We start from the raw sequence: 19058 nt of genomic DNA, 5'->3' as shown, positions 1-19058 counted from the left end.
CTCCTGAGGGTGACTGATGAGACCTCTGCCGTGCAGCAAGCAGCTCGGGGCCGGATCACCAAGAGCGAGCTCGCGAGGATCACGGAACGGTTCGGGCTCGGCGAGATCCGTCACGTGGCCTTCATCGCCGAGGGGATGATGAATCCCAACTGGCGACTGGAGACAGGACGCGGTGTCTTCGCGCTCAAGCAGATCGTCGATGTGACGTTGTCGAAGGCACGCAGAAGCCTCCAGGTCCTGGGCGTTCTCGGCGCTGAAGGGCTGCCGGTCTGTGTTCCGCGTTTGGTCGACACGGACCCGGTCGTAGAAATTGACGAACGCGGCTATTGCCTCCTGGAGTGGGCGAATGGCGCGCACCGGCAAGGTACCTCTTTGAATCTGAGCGAGACACGAGATCTGGGGGAGCTGGTCGGCCGTATCCATCTGGTGCTTGCTTCGCCGGCCACCGGCTTGGACCGGCCCACGGTCGCTCCTAGAGCGAAGGTCACAACACCGAAGGCCGCCCTTGAAGATGCCGAACGATTCCTTGATGTGATCAAGTCTCTGGACGAGGCCGGGCCGTTCGACGTCGATACTCGTCATCGCCTGGAGCGCAGGAAGGTTCTGATCAACACTCGCGCGGAACGCCGGCCGATGGATGAGGTCCCCATCGGGCCTGCAGGTTGGACGCATGGGGATCTTCAGCCGTTCAACCTGCTCTGGCATGACGGTGAGATCACCGCGGTACTGGACTGGGACCGTCTGGCGGTTCGTCCGTACGCCGAGGAGGTGGTTCGGACGGCCCAGGTGCAGTTCACCAATGACGAGGGATGCCTTGACTTACGGCGGATCTCGGCCTTTGTCGCGGGGTACCGGTCGATCGTCACGATCACGGACGAGGCGCTGGCGGATGCGGTCCGGCGGTTGTGGTGGAAACGAATGACGGACTTCTGGCAGCTTCAGTGGCACTATGACAAGGGCGATCATGGTCCTGATGCTCTGTGGGCGTCGGGTGAACGGCTGCTGGACTGGTGGAGCGAACGCCTCGACGAAGTCGTGGATGCTTTTCAGGCCGGCTGACCCGCGATGACTCCCATCGCGATCAGCTCGGAGATGCAGGGCCTTGTCATCGGTATCGCCACTTCACGCGCCCGCTGAGCGGCCACCGTCAACGCACATCCGGTCAGGTTGCGGATGAGGGCAACCCACGCCTCAAGATCATCAGGTGCGGCCAGCAGGTCGGCGTTCCCGATCGCCTCGGGGATGCCGCCCCGCGTCGATCCCAGCGACGGGAGTCCGTGGAGCCCGGCTTCAACGACGACGCGCGGGAAGGCGTCTTCGACCGTGGATGGAACAAGCAGTATTTGATGTCCGGTGTACAGGGAGGCCATATCGTAGGTTCGCGGCACCCAAGTGACATTGCGAAGCTGGGCGAATTCGGCAGAGGTGTCCCACCAGCCCTCCACCAAGGTGAATCGCCGTTCGGGCATGATTTCGACGAGACGGCGCACCAGCGCGGATCCCTTGGCAGGGACGGGATTGACCATGAGAAGGTCGCCGGTGACCGCAGGTCCGGCCTGGGCGGCTGGGGCGAACGGCGGATAGAACAGCACTGCTGCCTGGGATCGGGGAACGCGTGAGCACACGAATCGAGAGGTCGCAAGCGCGATCTGAGGTTTACCATCCAAGACGTGGAACCCGGTTTTGGACACCGAGTGGAGCCAGCCCGCAACCGTTGTGAACGGGCGGGCTGTGGCCGCCAGTTCGGCTGATCCCTCCTGCGAGGTCACGACCAGGTCCGGATTCACCTCACGGAGAACGCGGCGTAATTCGGCGAGCAAGTGGACTTGCGGGACCACCCGTATGTCGACACCGTTCCAGGTGTAGTGGAATTTCTGCTGTTTCTCGAGCACGTCGACGGCGATCCCGGCGCCGTTCAAATGCCGCACCATTGATGAGAGTTCGGAGGCCTGACTCCAAGGGGGCTCGTGGGACGCCAGATAGATGGTCGTCCAGCCGGCTGCGGTGAACTGCTCGGCGAGCAACTGCTGGGAGACCTCCGCGCCGCCGATCAGGAACGGCGGCGGGATACGACGCCACACGAACACAACAGTGCCGTGACCGGTCATGACGTCACGCTCCGGTAGAAACGTTCGGCGTACAGGGCCGAAGGCTTCTGGGCGCGCAGGCCCGAACCGGTGGTCCAGGCGTACCGGATCGGCCGGTACATCGCGTGCAGTGGCTGGAGTTGGGAGGAGTGCAGGTAAAGCAGGGTGAGCTTGTCCAGCACTACGTCGCTGATGTCCGTGAGCTCGCCGGAAAGGACGCTGGCAGTGCGTTCGTAGAACAGGTGCAGGTCATCGACCGACAGGGCGTAGGTCTGCCAGAACGCCACGTCCTCCCAGAACCATCGGCAGCCCAGCCGCTTGGCGGCTTCATGAACGAGAAGGTGGTCGGGGTGACGGGTCACGGCGGCCGGGGCGAGGATCTCGGCGTCGCCCCGGCCGGCCAGAATCTCTTCGAGGTCGGCGGTCACCCGATCGAGATCGCCACGGCTGTAGGGACCGTACGGTGGCACGGCGTCGGTGTGGCCGAGAAGATGATGGCACGCGCGCAGTGGTCGGAGCGCTTGACGGGACTCCTGCGCCCGCAACTGGGAGATGAGGGTCCGGTCGAAGCGTCGGGCCCGTACCGTCCGGTCGGCGCTGTTGGTGTTGGTGAACACGGTCACGACGGTGAGCGGTCGGGGTCGGGCAAGAAAGGACCCACTCGCCGATAGGGCGAGATCGTCGTGGTGAGGTTCGATGGCTACGACCGGGCGACCTTGGGGCCGGCGTTCCTCGATCAGGTAGGTGTACTGGAGGTAAGGAGCGGTGACCTTGATGATCGATGACTCCCCCTTGTCACGGCGGGCCGCCAGAGCTTCTTGGTGGGCGAGGTGAGCCTGCACGAGATCCTGGGGAAAGGTATAGATGCCGACATCGTCGGGCTGCGGGAGGGTTCTCCTATTCACGGGGGCTCCCTCAGCGGACGGTGTGCTCGTACCAGTTCCGCCAGAACCGGCGGGAGGACAGGAACAGGTGCGCGGTCAGCGGATTAGCCCAAAGAATCATTCGCCAGCTCGGCCACTGCTCGAAGCGGCGATGGGAGGGCCGGACCCACAAGCCGGTCAGGTGCCTGACCGGAGCACCGATCCGCTTACCGTGGCGGGTGAGCCGGGCGAAGAACTCTACGTCTTCACTCATGAACAGGTCGGGACGGTAGCCGTTTATTTCAGTGAAGGCGGCCCGGGTGCAGAACTGGGTGACTCCTTGGGCTCCACCGTTGAACCGCCGGTAGAGTGCCCACGCCGCAACGAGCAGTCGGATGCCGATCTTGGTCGGCTCGTACCGGGGTGGGATCGCTCCTCCTACGCACTGCACCGTGTCGAGGACTCTGACGATCTTCGAAATGCCCTCGGCGGGAAAGAGCACGTCCGCGTCGATGAACAATAGGTAAGCACCGCGTGCTATGGCTGCTCCGGTGTTACGGGCCCGCCCGATGCCAGCGACGGGCTCGTAGATGACGTGAGAGCCGAGCTCCCGCGCGAGGTGCGCGGTCTTGTCGGTACTGCGGTTGTCCACGACGATCACCTCGCCGCGCAGTCCGCTGTGGTGCTCCCAGCGTCTGAGGGAGTCCAGGACACTCGGTAGGTAGCGCGGCAGGTACTTCTCCTCGTTAAAGGCCGGGATGATGACCGAAAGGGTCGGCTCGGACTGCTCCATTCGAGACTCCTGCCAGATAGAGGTGTCAGGTAGGGGCGCCGTGGGCGAGGACCAGCTTGAGACGGTCCTCCCACAGCTCGATATCGCGTCGCTCCTGAACAGCGGACCACCACCAGCCCCGGACCGCTTGGAAGACGATCAGGCCGCTCAGAAGCTCATCACACACATGCCGGTGGTAGCCCTCGACGATCGGAGCCCGCTCAGCCGGGGTGAGGGCACCAGTGGTGACGGCGGTCTGCGCGAGGTCGTATTCGGGCAGGTTATGACCGACCTGCTCGAAGTCGATGAGATGAGGGTCGGGGGCAAGCAGCACGTTGTTCAAGTGAAGGTCGCCATGGCACCAGACCGCTGATCGCCCGTGGGACAGGCCGATCACCGAGCGGAACGCTCGCGCGGTGGCATCGTGGATTTCTGCGGGAAGACGCCGCTGAAGGTCGAGCACCTGAGTGGCGAGAGGAGACTCGAAGTTCGGCTCCTGGGAGAAGCGGTGGAAGCAGGCCAGCAGCCGGCCGAGTTCCTTCAATGCCTGGGCCTGGGCGAGAACACCTTCCACGACGGCGTCGCCCAGGGTCGAGGTACCGAGGTCAGTGAGGGCCAAGGCGGTGACGTCGACGCCTGGCACCGCTCCAGCACCTAGGACGGTCGGCACACCGAATTGCTCCATGACCGCCAATCGCGTAAGCACCTGGTGTTCTCGGGTGGCCTTCCAGCGGTTAGAGCCGGCGTACAGCTTGATGATCGCGGTGGGCGGTCCGGGGCCGTCGAGGAGCGTGACCCGGTAAACCGCCGCCCTGGGGCTCTTGGCCAGTCGGTCGGCCCGGCAGAAGCCCCGGGCGAGCAGGGTGCGGCAGGCTATTTCGGCGGCCGGCCATCCGGGTGAGGCGGTCATGGCCGGCTCCTGGACGGCTGCGCGTCGATGCCGAGGTCACCGAGCCGCCGCAACTCCCGGCTGGTACGCGCCAACGCCGTCCGGTACAGGCGCACGTGTTCGGTGGATGGAGTCGTGGTCAGCCACGGTTTGGCGCTCCCGACGAAGTGCAGGAGGGCCGGGTCGGTAGGGTGAGGGTCGCGGGTGGTGTGTCGGCGCGTCCAGTCGCTGCGGGCCAGAAATCGGCTCAGCTCGTAGGTGTTGTAGCGACCTGGCACCGGCTGGACATGCGGGTGGTCGAGCAGCCACAGGTTGAGGGCGTCCTGGTCGTTGTGGTAGAGGTACCGGCGTCCCGTCGCTAAGGCGACCTCAACACCGGCACGGATCGTGTCCAGAAGATCGGCGGACGTCCACCACATGCCGGAGTTGTAGTAAGGACGGCCCGCAAGGTCGGGGCGATCCTGAGCGAGACCGGGCAGGGCCGTACGCTGGCCGATGGTGGAGTTGAATTCGTCCGCGACCAGGCCGAGCCGGTCCGTGCCCAGGTCTGCGAGCGGGCCCGTGATGTCGTCGACGGGCAGAGTGTCGGCATCGACGTAGATGAGGTAGGGCCGGTCCAGGAATCGTCGGGTGAACTTGAACCGCAGGTAGGCGGTCTCGGTGATGTAGTCGTCGTCGACCTTCAGAGCCCGCCTGGACGGGCGCGCCCACCGCAGCCCGAAGGATCCGAATCCGATCCTGTCCACGAACGCGGCCATGGTGGCGGCGTGCTGACGGGTGAGATCGAGCGTCAGCACCCGTACCGCGGCAGAGCGCCGCTCGGCGGCGGAGATGGTCTCGGCGAGCGAACCCAGGGTGACCAGGGACGGCAGCAGGTACTGCTCGTCAACGCACAGGCCGAAGGCGTACACATCAACGCCTTCTGGCATGAGTGGTCTGAACCAGGGAAATGGCGGCAAGGGCCGCGTCGACAACCGCGCCGGGAGCGGCCGTGGCGTCCAGGCGGACGCACCGACCGATGGGGTCCTCGAAGTGGGCGTTGAAGTGCCGGGCGAAGGCCGGCACGTAATAGATCGCCGGGAGGTCCGGACGAAGTGTGGCACGGTCGGCCAGGACGGCCGCGTCGCCGATCAGCAGCAACGTCAGGTCGGGCACGGTGGCCGCACCGGCGGCGATCTGCTGGGCGACCATGGCACGGGCCGTCACGGTCGCGTTCAGGTCCTGAAGGCGGCCGACGGCTCGGACGTGGGCGAGCAGGGTGTTGATCGTGCGGTCGAGAATCACCCCGCCGTCGCGGGCGGCCGCCCGCAGAGCCTGCCGGTGTCGCTGTGCTTCCACCGGGAAATGCGCGGCCAGGGAGGCGAGTTGCTCTGCTTCGGAAGTGGCGATCGGCCGTCCCAGCGAGGAGGGATCCGGGGCAACGTGGAAGTAGCAGTCCATCACCTCCCAGCCAAGCCGTTCAGCCAGACTGCCGGCCAGGGTGGTCTTTCCTGTACAGCTCACGCCCTCTATTCCAATGATCATTTGTTCCTCTCTCGTCCGTCGAAGGGCGACCGGACAGCGTCCGCCGGCCGCCGGAACTTGTCGACCCAGGCCGCGGCGATTCGCGCCCGGGTTCGTGCCGGAACCTCATACAGGGCCGGCTCGTGAGGCTCGGACAGTAGGCGCGCCGCTGCGGCGACGATCTCGGCCTTGACGAGGTGGATGGCAGGCCCCATCGCGGAGGTGTGCAGAAAGTTCACCGCGTTCCCGTTGCCGAGCAGGAAGAAGGCTCGCCCCTGGCGGCCATAGCGCACCACGCCGTCGATCACGTCCTGTCGAATGAACCCGCTGGTCTCGCCGGTGAGGCTGCCGAGGTCGAACTCGTCGTCCCCGGAGGTGGCGCCCGCCAGGAAGGCGCCCTCCCGCAGCAGGGGGAGGTGTTCCATGCCGATGGCATGTCTGCCAGTAGCACTGACGACAAGGTCCGCGCCCGACAGAGCCTCGGGCAGCGGCATCGAGTGGAAGCCGGCTGCGATGGCCTGCGCCTGGCGGACCGGATCGGTGTCGCGCACCGTCACCACGACGTGCCGGGCATGCAAAGCCGCTGCCACACCCGAGCCGATCTTGCCGAAGCCCAGCACACACGCCCGGCGGCCGGGAAGGATCTCCCCCATACGACGCAGCAATGACTCGATCGAGAACACGATGGCCTCTCCGACCAGACGGTCCTCCGGCTCCTTGAGCGGGCTGCGCGCGACGCTGTAGACCGGGCATGGGAGCGGGTCCAGTTGCAGATAGCGCCGCAAGCCGTTCTCGGTGTCCTCAACGACCCCGGCGATCTGGCCGGAGAACGTGCCGCACAGCTCGGCGAGAGCGGGAGCGAAGTACCCGCCGATGTCCGCCAGCACGAGCCGCCGTCCGGCTGCCCGATCCTCCAAGTAGGCGGTGAGCCACAGCGGATCAGTGAATCGGGCCCGGTCCAGGACGTCACAGCGATGGACTGCTTCGACCTGCTTCCGGATACGAAGGTCTGCGGACTTGGGTTTGGGCAATACCGCTACGACCTGGGCGACATGCTCGAACGCTGCCAGAAAGTCCATCTGGCCGGGCAGCAGATGGGTGACCACCACGGCTGCTGCCGTGCTCGCCGGCAGACCTGCGACGACTTCGGCGAAGAATGCCTCGGCCCCGCCGAGGCCGGACAGGACCACAGGGGGTGCAAGAGCGCGCTGGACCCCGGTCATACGTGCCGCCCTCGTACGTTCAGAGCGCGCAGGATTTGGGTGGCCGCTTTGCTGGGTTCCAGGACCGAGGTGATGACTTCACCCCATGCCCAGCCGTAGTGTCCCCCTTCACCGGCTCCCCGGCCGGGCAAATAGTAGATGATTTCCGACAAGGCCCCGAATCCGTACAAGATGATGCGGAGCTGGGGCGGGCCGCCCGTCAGCCGCTCCAGTCTCACGAATAGGCCGGGGTCGAGCCGGCCTAGAGCGACCCGGAGACTTTCCAGATGTTGGGCGGCGTCCACCTGCTGGTGCAGGTGGCGCGGTGCCCGCCACTCGCGTGGCTGGTCGAAATCAACGACGGGCACGTCCGCGCCACCATGGCACATGCGGTTCGTTCTACGAAGCATCGACACTCCGTTTCGGTGGTCGGTCAACTACTTTTAGTCAACCGAGGAGATCGCCACCGAACCAGCGCAGCAACTCCGCATCTCTGCTGCGTCTAGCCGCATTCCCACGGCATCCGCGGAGCGTCCCGTACGCTGACCTTGGTGAACGGGGACGTACCGGGCTTCGCTTCGACGGATCACGGCTGGCAGAAGAACGCGGTGGCTGTTACCTGGCCCTTGGTCGCACCGATCTCGCCGAGAGCGCCCTCACCGAGGCACTCGGTAAGACCATCTCACTGCGCCGAAAGGGCAGCGTCCTGACCGACCTGGCCATGATCGGCGTCAATTGCAACGACCTGGACCAGATCCTTGAGAGCGGAGGTTCCGCCGTTTCCCTCGCTGAGCAGACCCAATCCTCGGGATACGTCGGACGTAAGCTTCAGTCCCTGCAGACCCGGCTCACCCCCTTCTTGGCCGACCCCAGGGTGAGCCATCTCAGCACCCGCATCACCCAGCTGACGGACCCCGTGAGACCGAGAGGATCAGGATGAGCACTCAGACCGAGGAACCCGGCCGTATCTTCCGCGAGGCGTGGATCGCCGGGGTCACCAAGTACTACCCCGGTGATCCCAAGCCCGGCTATATCACCCCGTGGGATCAGACGCCTGACTGGGAACGCCAAGCGGCTGCCGCCGTCTACCAGCAGATCTTGGACTTTATAACGGTCAGTGATGGGAATACCGCCAAGCTCACCCGTGAGCAGAAAGGCCGATTCGTCGCGCTCTGCTGGATCGCCCAGATCCACAAGCACATCGCCGATCCCAAACCGTCCTACGTCGCCGACTGGGACGACCTCCCTGCCTGGCAGCAGGAGACGGACGCCGACATCTTCGAGCGCGTCCAACTGGAAATCTGAGAGGAGGGGGCGTCCATCGGATTCGAGGCCGGTTTCTGTCACTCGTGCGGCGACCGGCCCTCGCCGTTGACAGCGGTGATCTCCTCCGAACCCGACAATGTCAACGAGTCACCTTACGCGCCACAAGGTGCCGTTGAGCCCGGCAGAAGCCGGGCGTCACGGGGAGACGGACGGCGCCGGGGCACGGGTCACCGGCCGCGGCCGCTCCACCGGATGTCGTAGGCGGCGAGCTGGAAGTCCCGGCCGTCGACCCGGGCGGTGACCGGCTCGGCGGTGGTGTTCACCATCACCATCTGCTGTTCGACGGCCAGCACCTGGACGCGCGGGTCGGAGGAGGCCACCGTGTCGAGCCGGGCCCCGGCCGGGAACCAGCGGGTGAACCCGCTGAGCACGCCGGCCATCGGCATCTCCTCGCCGGTCGCCGGGGACCACAGGCAGCCGGGGCAGTCTTCCCCGCTCTTGCGCTGCGGGTTCCAGTAAAGGGCGGTGGCGACGCCGCTGCGGGCCATCTCCATCATGGCGACGGTCTGCACGGCCGTGCGGTGCCGCTCGTCCCAGTCGGCGTTCGGCGGGGCCGTGTACCACTCGGCCCACCAGATCGGCAGGTCGCCGCCCTGCCGCCGCAGCCAGTCGGTCATCACGGAGAACTTCTTCAGGGCGGTGAACTCGTCCGGCACCGCGCCCTGGTCGTTGGTGAGCGAGGAGGCGTCGATGACCAGGAAGTCGGCGCCCTTCTTGTGGCGGATCCAGTATTCGACGGCGTCCAGCGACCGCTGGTCGATCACCCCCCACGGGCCGCGCAGGCTGGAGGCGTTCGGGGTGGAGACGTGGCTGTCGACCGGCACGTACGGCCCACCCACCTGGATCTTGGGGTTGACCGCCTTCAAGGCGGTGTACACCCGGTTGTACAGGTCGGTGTAGGCCTCGGCGTCCCAGCGCCCGCCGGCGTCGTCGAAGAACCCCTTCAGCTCGTTCCACACCATGTAATGGGTCACCGTGGGGTAGCGGCGGGCGACGGTGGCGGCGAGCTTGGCGTAGTCGTCGAAGTGCTCGCGGCGCGGGGCGACCTCGATCTTGCCCCAGTCGGTGCGGCCCTCGGCCCCGCCCTTCATCCAGTCGGGCGCGCAGCACAGGGTGAGCACGGGCTGGGCGCGGGTCTCGGCCATCAGCCGGACCCGGCGGTCCAGGTCCCGGAAGTCGTACTTGCCGGGCATCGGCTCGGGATTGCCCGCCCCCCAGCCCATGATGTGCTGGTTCTGCACCATGGGCACCCTGGCGAACAGGTCGTCGACCCGCGGCCGGATGTCCTCGTCGGTGCCGTCCACGTTGTCCCCGCTGTACTGGGTGTGGGTCACCCCCCAGCGCGGCCAGGTGGCCGTCACCGGCGGCGCCGCCACCGCGGGCGGCGGCTGCGGGGTGGCCGGGATCGTCGCGGCCGCGCCGCCGCCGGACCGGCCGGCCTCGCGCTGGGCGGCCACGACGAGCAGGCCGACCACCAGCAGCAGGGCCACCAGACCGGCCCCGAGGGCGACCGGCCCTTTGGGGATGTAACGGCGCCGGGCATGCCGGCCGTTGTTGTCCAACACTTGGTCACCGTATCCGCTCGCGCTTGCACAGGCCTTGCACCATCCCACTGTGGGCCACCGGCCATAAGCTACCTGTCACGAAGCGTGCGCCGACCATACCGTCCGCCGACCGTCCCATATGTGCTGTTAAGCCGCCAAGCATAGCGTCGGGCCTCGCTATAAGAATCAACGACCCTAAGGTGTCAACTCCTTGGTGAAAGGGGTATAAACCCGGCGACCGAGGATTTGAGGGGGCACAGTGGCCCAGGCATGGCTGCCCGTCGCCAGTCGAATTCCCGCTCTCGAAGACTCCGGCCCGATGGGAGGAGGCGCTCCCCGGGCCGTGTGGTTCATCTGGCCGACCGATCCGCAACGGGTCTCGGCCAAGTCCGTGGCCCAGCGGCTGGTCCAGCTCGGCCGCCCGGCCCACCTCACCTGGAACCCCGTCACCGGGGAGATCGCCCAGTCGCTGCCGCCGACCCGGGCGGCGTGCGGCCTGCCGGGGGACCTCAACCGGCACGGGCGGGTGTGCGTGCAGATCCGGGTGCTCGGGTCGGTGGACGTGCCGTTCACCGAGAGCAAGCTGGACGGGCTGGACGACATCCTCGGCTGGCTGGACTCCTGGCAGGTGCCGCGGCGCTGGCCGGCCGGGCCGCCGCTGCCTTACCCGCACGCCATGGCCGCGAGCGGCACGCCGCGACTGTGGGCCTGCGGCGGGCACTTCGGCAACTCCCAGGTGCCGGGATCACGGGAGGGCGACCCCGGCCCCATCGACGTGCATCGCATCGTCGGCCCGCGGGACGTGGAGGTGCCGCGCCCGCGGCAGGAGGCGGCGCGGGACCGGCTGCTTGATCGGCAAACCGGCTAAAGGGCAGGTGACCCGACAAATCGGATAAAATATCAGTGAGCCCCGGACGCCGGGCCTCGCTCTTTATCCCGGTATTACGGGCGGGACGCGAAGCTGGGAACCACGGGGGGCCTTGTCCCGCCGAGTCACAGTAGGAGCTTATGCGCGTCACCGTGGTTCACCCCCGCGAGCTCGGCCCCGCCGAGATCGCTCGCTGGCGCGCCATCCAGACCGGCGATCCGGCGCTGGACAGCCCGTTCCTGACCCCGGAGTTCACCGTGGAGGTCGGGCGGGTGCGGGAGCAGGCCCGGGTGGCCGTGCTGACCGACGGCGGGGAGATCGTGGGCTTCCTTCCCTTCGAACGCCATCCGATGGGCATCGGGATGCCGGTGGGCGCCGGACTCACCGACGTCCAGGGCATGGTGCACGTCAAGGACATCGAGTTCGACCCGCGCGCACTCATGCGCGACTGCGGGCTGGCGGTGCTGGAGTTCGACCACCTGGCCGCCGGCCAGCCGCTGGTGCCCGAGCGGCACACCCGGCACGCCTCCCCCGTCATCGACCTGTCCGACGGCTACCCGGCGTACGTCGAACATCTCAAGCGGGTGTCCGGCAAGACCTACAAGTCGACCGCCTACAAGTCGCGCAAGCTCGGGCGGGACGCCGGCGCGCTGCGCCACGACTACGGCGTGCACGACCCCGCGGTGCTGCGCACCCTGCTGTCCTGGAAGACCGACCAGTACCGCCGCACCGGCCGGACCGACCGGTTCGCCCGGCCGTGGATCGTCCGGCTGGTCCGCAACCTCCTCAAGCTGGACACCGAGCACTTCGGCGGCTCGCTGGACATGGTCTACGCCGGCGACCGCCCGGTGGCCGGCCACTTCGGGCTGCGTACCGCGACCACGCTGGCCGGCTGGTTCCCCGCCTACGACCCGGAGTTCGCCAGGTACTCCCCCGGGCTCGTCCACCATCTGGCGATGGCCGAGCGCGCCGCGGCGGCCGGCATCCGCCTCATCGACATGGGACGCGGCGACAAGGAGTACAAGGACAAGCTCAAGACCGGCGAGCTGTGGGTCGTCGAGGGCCGCCTGGCCCGGGTCGCGCCGGGCGCCGGAGTGCACTGGCTGGTCCGCGTCCCGGTGCGCAAGGCACGTGGAACGGTCCTCGCCAACGAGCGGCTGCGCGGCACCGCCGACCTGGCGCTGCGGGCCTACGGCAGGATCCGCACCACGATCGCATCGTGACGCCGGCGCCACCATGCGCTACCTTGCTGCTGGCCACCGGTCATCGGCCCGCCGCCCGGACGGATGCCGTGACGAGGTGGTGAAAGAGAGCGACCGTGAGCCCGGAAAGACATGTCGCGGCCCGCACCGGCCGCGAGTGCGTCCACCTGCCGTCCAACCGGCTCGGCCTGTACCTGGCGCTGCGCCACTGGTGCACCCCCGGCCAGCGCCTGCTGATGTCCCCGATCTCCGCCGACGAGATCCTCTTCCTGGTCCTCGCCGCCGGGCTGATCCCGGTGATCGCGCCGATCTCCGTGCTGGACGGCAACATCGAACCGCTGCGCGCGCTGCTGGCGAGCGTCGACGCGGTGCTCACCACCAACCTGTACGGCCTGCCGGATGACGTGCTCGGCATGGCCGGGGCGGTGATCATCGAGGACGTCGCGCACGCGGCGCAGACCTCGGTGGACGGCCGGCCGGTCGGCACGTTCGGCGTGGCGGGCGTCTTCAGCCTGTCCAAACACGCCGGCGCCGGGTCGGGCGGGGTGCTGGCGGTCGACAGCGCCGCCGACCGGCGCGCGCTGGAACACGAACGCGACCTGCTGCTCCGGCCGGGCGCGCTGCACCGCGACCTGCACTCCGTCGCCATCTCGGTGGCCCGCCGCCTCGCCCTGCGGCTGGACATGGCCCGCCCGGCCCTGCGGCTGGCCAGGGTGCTCGGCATGGAGGAGCCGCGCGACGGGCACCGCGTCCCGCTGCGGCCCGCGGCGCTCGGCGCCGCGCTGCACGGCGCGCCGGACCTGAGGTCGTTCGACTCCTGGGTGCGTGCGGACCTGCGGTCCTACCGGGACGCCCACGGGCCGGTGGCCCGGTGGTACCAGGGCCGGTGCATGGCCCGGTTGCCGCGCGAGCGTGACCGCCGGCTGGCCGGTGTGGCGCGGCTCGCCGAGCTACCGAGCGTCGCGCAGGGGGTGCTGCGCCAGCTGGACCAGCCGCTGTTCCGGGTGCCGCTGCTGGTGGCCGACCGGGACGGCGCGATCGCGGCGCTGGAGCGGCACGGCGTGCCCACCGGCTACCTGTACGACCCGCCGTACGACGACTACGCCGGTCCCTTTGTGGAACCGTCGCCGGACCCGGGCGGTGCGCGGTGGTGGGCCCGGCACGTGCTGCCGGTCGACCCGCTCTACGCCGAGCGGGCGCTGCCGGTGGTGGCGGAGCTGCGGCCCGCCCCGCACCCGCCGGGCGATCACTTCCTGGACCGGGCCGCCTGAACCTCACCCTCGGACGCCGCCGAGCAGCCGGGCGATGACGGCGCACCCCCGGCGCACCTCGGCCGTGGTGGCCGAACCGTAGCCGATGACCACCCCGGGCACCCGGACCGGGCCGTGATGGTGCCGGGCCAGGCCGTCCAGCAGCACGCCCCGCGCCGCGGCCGCGGCCACCAGCCGGCCGGCGGCCTCCTCGTCCGGCAGGCGCAGCACGACGTGCAGGCCGGCCGAGTCGCCGCTCACCCACCGACCGAGGATCTCCACGACGGCGGCCCGGCGGCGGGCATACTCCAGCCGCATGCGCCGCAGGTGCCGGTCCAGGTCACCCCGCTCCAGCAGCACCGACACCGCCTCCTGGACCGGGCCGGAGGTGCGGTCCGACAGCCGGTCCCGGGTACGGGCCACCTCGGCCAGCAGAGCGGGCTCGGCCACCAGCCAGCCGATGCCGACGTCCGGGGCCAGCGACTTCGACAGCGAACCGAGCAGCACGACCCGGCCGGGATCCAGCCCGTACAGCGCGGGCAGCGGCGCCACGTCATAGCGGAACTCGGCGTCGTAGTCGTCCTCCACCACGATGGCGCCGGTCCGCCGCGCCCAGTCCAGCAGCCGCTCCCGGCGCGGCACCGGCAGCCGCCCGCCGAGCGGGTACTGGTGCGCGGGGGTGGTGAACAGCAGGCGCAGGTCCGCCGGGAGCCGCCCCGGCAGCACGCCGTCGCCGTCCACCGGGCAGGGCACGATCCGCCCGCCGCGCGCGGCGAACGCGTTCCTGGCCACCCGGTATCCGGGGTCCTCCACGCCGGCCGGGTCGCCGGGCCGCAGCAGGGTGGCGGCCACCAGGTCAAGCCCGTGCGCGGTGCCCCGGGTGACCATGACGTTCTCCGGCCCGGCCGGCACGCCCCGGGCCCGGCGCAGGTGTCCCGCCAGCAGCTCGCGCAGCCGCGGGTGGCCGTAGGGGTCGATCGTGTCGGACGGCGGGTGCCGCGCCGCCAGCCGCCAGGCGCGCCGCCAGGCCGCCTGGTCGTAATCGCGGACCCACGGATTGCCCGGACGCAGGTCGACGACCCCCTGGCCGGCCGGTGTCCGGCGCGGCGCCGCGGGCACCGGCCCGCCGGATCGGCCCGGCCCGTCCGGTTCCCCCGCGGCGATCCGCGGGCCCGCGCCTGGTCCGGTCGCCTGCGCACCGCCCGGCTTCGGCCGGCCCTGATCCAGGCGGCCCTGATCTGGACGGCCCTGATCCCGCCCCCGCCCGCCCGGCGCGGCCCCGTCCTGCCGGCCGCCGCCACCGGTGGCCGCCAGCAGGGACAGGTCGGCGACGTAGGTGCCCGACCCGTGCCGGCCGACCAGCCATCCCTCGGCGTAGAGCTGCTGGAAGGCGTCGGTGACGACGGTGCGGCTGACCCCGAGCAGCCGGGCCAGCTCGCGGCTGGAGGGCAGCCGCTCCCCCGGGGCCGGCACCCCCCGGCGGGCGCTCTCGCGCAGCCGGTCGCCCAGCTGCACGGCGAGCGGGACCGGCGAGGCCCGGTCCAGGACGATCGGCGGGTCGGCACGCCCGGGAACCCCCGACGCCCCCGGCGGGCGCGTCGGACGCGGCGGACCTGGCGATGAATCCGGCAAAGTGGTCTCCGTGAAGTACCGGTAAGTGGCCCTACAGTACGGTCCACTTTCTTTCTACCGTAGCCACATGCTCTCTACGACGCCGCTCTCCACGACGCCGCGGACCGCCCTGACCCGAGCCAAGGACCGGGCCCGTACCGACCGGGCCGACCTGCACGCCGTGCTGGACGCCGGACTGATCTGCCACCTGGGCGTGGTGATCGACGGCTGCCCGCGGGTCGTCCCCACCGCCTACGGCCGGATCGGCGAGACGCTGTACCTGCACGGCTCGACCGGCGCCACCTCGCTGCGGGCGGCCGGCGAGGTCTGCGTCACCGTCACCCACGTGGACGGCGTGGTCTACGCCCGGTCCGCTTTCCACCAGTCGGTGAACTACCGGTCCGCCATGATCTACGGCACCGCCCGGGTGGTGACCGACCCGGAGGAGAAGACGGCCGGGCTGCGCGCGCTCACCGAGCAGCTGGCCCCCGGCCAGTGGGACGTGGCCCGCCCGCCGTACCGCAAGGAGCTCGCCCAGACCACGGTGCTCGCGCTGCCGCTGGCCGAGGCGTCGGTCAAGGTGCGCCAGGGGCCGCCGCGCGAGGAGGAAGAGGATCTCGCGTTGCCGGTCTGGGCCGGCGTGCTGCCGCTGCGCGTCGGCTGGGGCGACCCGCAGCCCGACCCGGCGGTCCCGCCCGGCGTCCCGGTGCCCTCGCACGTGGCCTGGCGCTGACCGGCACCCCCGGCCCGTCCTGACAGCGGCCGCGACCGGATGCCAAATCTCTATTAAGCGACTCCGGCGGTCGCGCCGTCGTTAAGCTTCGTTCTCGCGTCATGGGTGGGGGCCCGGCCACGTTAGGAGAACGCATGGACGGCCACAGGGGTGCATGGCGGGTTCCGGGATACACCGAGGTGCGCGATCTCGGTGTGGGCGCGTCGGGCCGGGTCGTCATGGCCCGGCACGACGCCGACCAGACCCCGGTCGCGATCAAATACTTGTCCGGCGACCTCTGCGCGGACCCGGGGTTCATCATCCGGTTCCGGCACGAGGCGCGGCTGCTGGAGCTGGTGAACAGCCCGTACGCCGCGCGTTTCTACGAATACGTGGAGAGCGACGAGGGCGCCGCGATCGTCATGGAGCTGGTCGACGGCGTCTCGCTGCGGGCGATGCTCCGCTCGGAGGGGCCGACCGGCGCGGAGGCGGCGCTGCTGGTGCTCAAGGGGGCGCTGCTCGGCCTGGCCGCCGCGCACGCCGGCGGCATCGTGCACCGCGACTTCAAACCCGAGAACATCATGATCGAGGCCGGCGGGGCCAGCAAGGTCGTGGACTTCGGCATCGCGGTGCGTTCCGGCGAGGGGGTCAGCGGCTCCGGCACCCCGCCGTACATGGCGCCGGAGCAGTGGGCGGGCGCGCCCGCCGGGCCGGGCACCGACGTCTACGCGGCGACCATCGTCTTCTTCGAGTGCCTCACCGGCACCCGGCCGTTCCAGGCACCGAACATCGCGGCGCTGGCCCGCCAGCACCAGACCATGCCGCCGCCGGTCGAGCAGGTGCCCGCGCCGTTGTGGCCGCTGGTCGAGCGGGGCATGGCCAAGCACCCGGCCGACCGGCCGGCCACCGCCGCGGACTTCGTCGACGAGCTCGAGGCGGTCGCGGCCGAGTCCTACGGCGCGGACTGGGAGGAGCGCGGCCGGCGCAGGCTGGCCGCGCTGGCCGGCCTGCTGGCCCTGCTCTTCCCGCTGGCGGAGGAGTCCGGCTCGGCCACCTCGCTGGCCGACACCGAACTCGGCGGACGGCGCGGCATGCGCCGGCTGAGCACCAAGATCGCCATCGGCGCGGTGGGCGTCGCGGCCCTGGCCGGCCTGGGCGCGGTGCTGGTGGGCACCCTGGGCGACAGCACGCTGCAGGCGCAGACGAGCGTGGTCACCCCGTCCGCCACGCCGCCGGACGTGCTCGGCTCCACCGGGCCGGCCGCGCCGGAGACCGCCGAACCGTCCGGGGAACCCTCCCCCGCCGATCCCACCGCCTCGCCGAGCCCGGTGGCGCCCACGGGCACGGCCGCGCCGCCCGGCACCACCGCCGCGCCGACCGCGCCGGCCCGGCCGACCCGGCGGGCGACGCCGGCCACCCGGCCGCCGCGGCCGCCGCGTTCGCCGGCCGCCTCGCCGAGCGGCAGCCCGTCCGACGACGCCCGCCCCCCGGTGGACGACCCGATGACCACCCGGCCGCGCCCCCGGCCGACACCGACGCCCGCCGAGCCCACGCCGCGGCCCGCGCCGTCCACCACCGCGCCGCCTGAGGAGCCGGAGCCGTCCCCGAGCCCGTCGTCCCCGCCGCCGCGGGGCGAGGGCCGCACGTCGTCGGGGTCGCCGTCGGCGAGCGGGTCCCCGAATCCGGGCGATCCGCCGCCGGCCGCCCTGGTGACGCTGAGCGCGATTGGCGGCACACTTGCCGTGACGCGGCGAACCACCGGACGGCACCGAGGGCGGTCATAGATGCCAGATGGCAGCATCGCGGGATACCGGCTGACCGGCCGGGCCCGGGCGGGCGAGGTCGGCACCTGGTACGACGCCCTCGCCCCGGACGGCGCTCGCGCCGGCGCGCTGCGCCTGGACCCGGTGGTCCTGGCGGCGCCCGGCGCGCGGGAGCGGGTGGTCGCCGCGGCGGCCGCCGACCGGCGGCTGGCGCAGGGCGGGCTCACCGGGCTGCTGCCCATCGTCGATCTGGTGGCCGCCCGCACCGAGGTCTGGCTGCTCACCGCCCGGCCGGCCATGCCGGCGGTGACCGAGCTGCCGGCCGGGCCGGGGGTGGCGCCGGACGCCGGCAGCGCCGCCACCGTGCTGGTGGAGACCGCGCAGACCCTGCTGGCCGTGCACGCGGCCGGCCTGGCGCACGGCGCGCTGCACGCGGGCACCGTGGTCGCCGGCGAGGACGGCACCGCGATGCTGGCCGAGCGCGGGCTGCTGGCCGCGCTGCGCGGCGTGCAGCCCACCGCCGAGCACGACGCGGCCGCCTGGGCGGCGCTCGCCCGGAACCTGGCCGCCGGGTGGGCGGCCGGCGATCCGGCGGCGGCGCGGCTCTTCGACCGGGCGGCGGCGGCCGCGACCACCGGCGGCCTCGGCGCCGCGCGGGACGTCCTGCTGGCCGGCCGGGACGCGCTGCCGGCCGGGTTCGCCACCCGCGAGCCGCTGGTGGCGAGCATCCAGCGGTGGGCGGCGGGTGACGCCCCCACCACGCCGGCCCCGGCCGGGCCCGAGGTCGACGAAGGCGAGATCGTCACCCTGCTGCACCCCCCGGCCGGTGCCCGGGGCCCGGCCGGGCCGGTCCCGCCGGCGGGCGGCGCGGACGTCCCGGCCGGCGGGCTCCGGTTCGGCCCCGGGGTGCCCGCCGAGACCACGGCCGCGCAGATCTGGCGGGCCGGCCGCGACCAGTCCACCCTCGCGTCCGGGCCGCCGCGGGGCCGCACCCGGCGACGGCGGGGCGGGCTGCTGGGGTCGATCCTGGTCTTCCTGCTCATCCTGGTGGCGGCGGTGTTCCTGTGGTCGCGGCGCGGCGACCCGCTGGCGGTGACCGCGGTCGAGGTGCGAACGCCGAAGGCCAAGGGGTGCGACGTCACGGTGAACGTGATCGGGGTGATCACCACGAACGGCTCGGCGGGCCCGGTCACCTACGAGTGGCGGCCGAGCGGCGAGCGCCCGGTCCGGCAGACCGACCAGCTGCGCTCCGGCGCGCCCACCCACCAGGTCAGTCTCAAGTGGCGGGTGGCCGGGGACGGCACCCGGCGGCTCACCGCCCGGCTGAGGGTGATCTCGCCGGCGGGCGCGGACGGGCGGCCGCTGGAAGGCAAGGCGTCCTTCACCTATCGGTGCTGAGGCCGGACGGGAACTCCCCGGGAAATCCCAGCTGTCCGGTGCTGTGCGGCAAATGCACAAATAGAGGG

General features: G+C 70.6%; 18 protein-coding genes. 8 read left to right on the top strand and 10 right to left on the bottom strand.

The window, feature by feature from the left end:
• Positions 1-9 precede the first annotated feature (9 nt).
• Positions 10-1059: a phosphotransferase gene (locus tag Sru01_RS17045; protein WP_203985998.1), complete on the top strand. Its 1050-nt coding sequence runs from the start codon at positions 10-12 to the stop codon at positions 1057-1059.
• On the opposite strand, the gene Sru01_RS17040 is transcribed toward Sru01_RS17045, so the two are convergent.
• The 8 genes from Sru01_RS17040 to Sru01_RS17005 are packed head-to-tail and all read right to left on the bottom strand — an operon-like array spanning position 1047 to position 7726.
• A complete protein-coding gene (locus tag Sru01_RS17040) occupies positions 1047-2108 on the bottom strand; it encodes a glycosyltransferase (RefSeq protein WP_203985978.1) in 1062 nt (353 codons plus the stop codon). The two genes, Sru01_RS17045 and Sru01_RS17040, sit on opposite strands and share 13 nt — an antisense overlap.
• Complete coding sequence (locus Sru01_RS17035; protein WP_203985976.1) at positions 2105-2992, bottom strand: PIG-L deacetylase family protein; 888 nt, start codon at positions 2990-2992, stop codon at positions 2105-2107. The genes Sru01_RS17040 and Sru01_RS17035 overlap by 4 nt, the downstream gene beginning before the upstream one ends.
• A gap of 10 nt (positions 2993-3002) precedes the next feature.
• Positions 3003-3743 (bottom strand): glycosyltransferase, encoded by a 741-nt coding sequence (locus Sru01_RS17030; RefSeq protein ID WP_203985973.1) that lies wholly within the window; start codon positions 3741-3743, stop codon positions 3003-3005.
• Positions 3744-3768: 25 nt separating this feature from the next.
• Positions 3769-4632: a phosphotransferase enzyme family protein gene (locus Sru01_RS17025; RefSeq protein WP_203985970.1), complete on the bottom strand. Its 864-nt coding sequence runs from the start codon at positions 4630-4632 to the stop codon at positions 3769-3771.
• Complete coding sequence (locus tag Sru01_RS17020) at positions 4629-5522, bottom strand: glycosyltransferase family 8 protein (protein WP_203985968.1); 894 nt, start codon at positions 5520-5522, stop codon at positions 4629-4631. Before Sru01_RS17020 ends, Sru01_RS17025 begins: the two co-directional genes overlap by 4 nt.
• A gap of 1 nt (position 5523) precedes the next feature.
• Complete coding sequence (locus Sru01_RS17015) at positions 5524-6114, bottom strand: nucleoside/nucleotide kinase family protein (protein WP_203985965.1); 591 nt, start codon at positions 6112-6114, stop codon at positions 5524-5526.
• Between the two features lie 17 nt (positions 6115-6131).
• Entirely contained in the window at positions 6132-7337 is a 1206-nt protein-coding gene (locus Sru01_RS17010; protein ID WP_203985962.1) for an adenosylhomocysteinase, read from the bottom strand.
• Positions 7334-7726 carry a hypothetical protein gene (locus Sru01_RS17005; protein ID WP_203985959.1) on the bottom strand — a complete coding sequence of 131 codons (393 nt, stop codon included), beginning with the start codon at positions 7724-7726 and terminating at the stop codon, positions 7334-7336. Before Sru01_RS17005 ends, Sru01_RS17010 begins: the two co-directional genes overlap by 4 nt.
• Positions 7727-8252: 526 nt before the next feature.
• Between Sru01_RS17005 and Sru01_RS17000 the strand changes: the two genes are divergently transcribed.
• Entirely contained in the window at positions 8253-8621 is a 369-nt protein-coding gene (locus Sru01_RS17000; RefSeq protein ID WP_203985956.1) for a hypothetical protein, read from the top strand.
• Between the two features lie 188 nt (positions 8622-8809).
• Here the strand turns inward: Sru01_RS17000 and Sru01_RS16995 are convergent, their stop codons facing one another.
• Positions 8810-10207, bottom strand: coding sequence for a GH39 family glycosyl hydrolase (locus tag Sru01_RS16995; protein ID WP_239137498.1), 1398 nt, complete (start codon positions 10205-10207; stop codon positions 8810-8812).
• 322 nt (positions 10208-10529) lie between these two features.
• On the opposite strand from Sru01_RS16995, the gene Sru01_RS16990 reads away from it, so the two are divergent.
• From Sru01_RS16990 to Sru01_RS16980, 3 genes are all read left to right on the top strand, one after another.
• Complete coding sequence (locus Sru01_RS16990) at positions 10530-11054, top strand: hypothetical protein (RefSeq protein ID WP_203985950.1); 525 nt, start codon at positions 10530-10532, stop codon at positions 11052-11054.
• Positions 11055-11194: 140 nt separating this feature from the next.
• Positions 11195-12277 carry a GNAT family N-acetyltransferase gene (locus Sru01_RS16985; protein WP_203985947.1) on the top strand — a complete coding sequence of 361 codons (1083 nt, stop codon included), beginning with the start codon at positions 11195-11197 and terminating at the stop codon, positions 12275-12277.
• Between the two features lie 95 nt (positions 12278-12372).
• Positions 12373-13527 (top strand): DegT/DnrJ/EryC1/StrS family aminotransferase, encoded by a 1155-nt coding sequence (locus Sru01_RS16980; RefSeq protein WP_203985944.1) that lies wholly within the window; start codon positions 12373-12375, stop codon positions 13525-13527.
• Between the two features lie 3 nt (positions 13528-13530).
• Here the strand turns inward: Sru01_RS16980 and Sru01_RS16975 are convergent, their stop codons facing one another.
• Positions 13531-15021, bottom strand: coding sequence for an aminotransferase-like domain-containing protein (locus tag Sru01_RS16975; RefSeq protein WP_373869525.1), 1491 nt, complete (start codon positions 15019-15021; stop codon positions 13531-13533).
• Between the two features lie 184 nt (positions 15022-15205).
• Between Sru01_RS16975 and Sru01_RS16970 the strand changes: the two genes are divergently transcribed.
• The 3 genes from Sru01_RS16970 (at position 15206) to Sru01_RS16960 (ending at position 18990) form a co-directional block, all read left to right on the top strand.
• Positions 15206-15850: a pyridoxamine 5'-phosphate oxidase family protein gene (locus Sru01_RS16970; protein WP_203985942.1), complete on the top strand. Its 645-nt coding sequence runs from the start codon at positions 15206-15208 to the stop codon at positions 15848-15850.
• 134 nt (positions 15851-15984) lie between these two features.
• The gene (locus tag Sru01_RS16965; RefSeq protein WP_203985939.1) at positions 15985-17613 is read left to right on the top strand and encodes a serine/threonine-protein kinase; all 1629 of its coding nucleotides are present in this window, start codon (positions 15985-15987) and stop codon (positions 17611-17613) included.
• Positions 17614-18990, top strand: coding sequence for a protein kinase family protein (locus Sru01_RS16960; RefSeq protein ID WP_203985937.1), 1377 nt, complete (start codon positions 17614-17616; stop codon positions 18988-18990).
• Positions 18991-19058 lie beyond the last annotated feature (68 nt).

It is taken from the genome of Sphaerisporangium rufum, from assembly GCF_016863395.1.
In the GTDB taxonomy this organism is placed as follows: domain Bacteria; phylum Actinomycetota; class Actinomycetes; order Streptosporangiales; family Streptosporangiaceae; genus Sphaerisporangium; species Sphaerisporangium rufum.
This window is presented reverse-complemented; position numbering and strand designations above follow the sequence as displayed.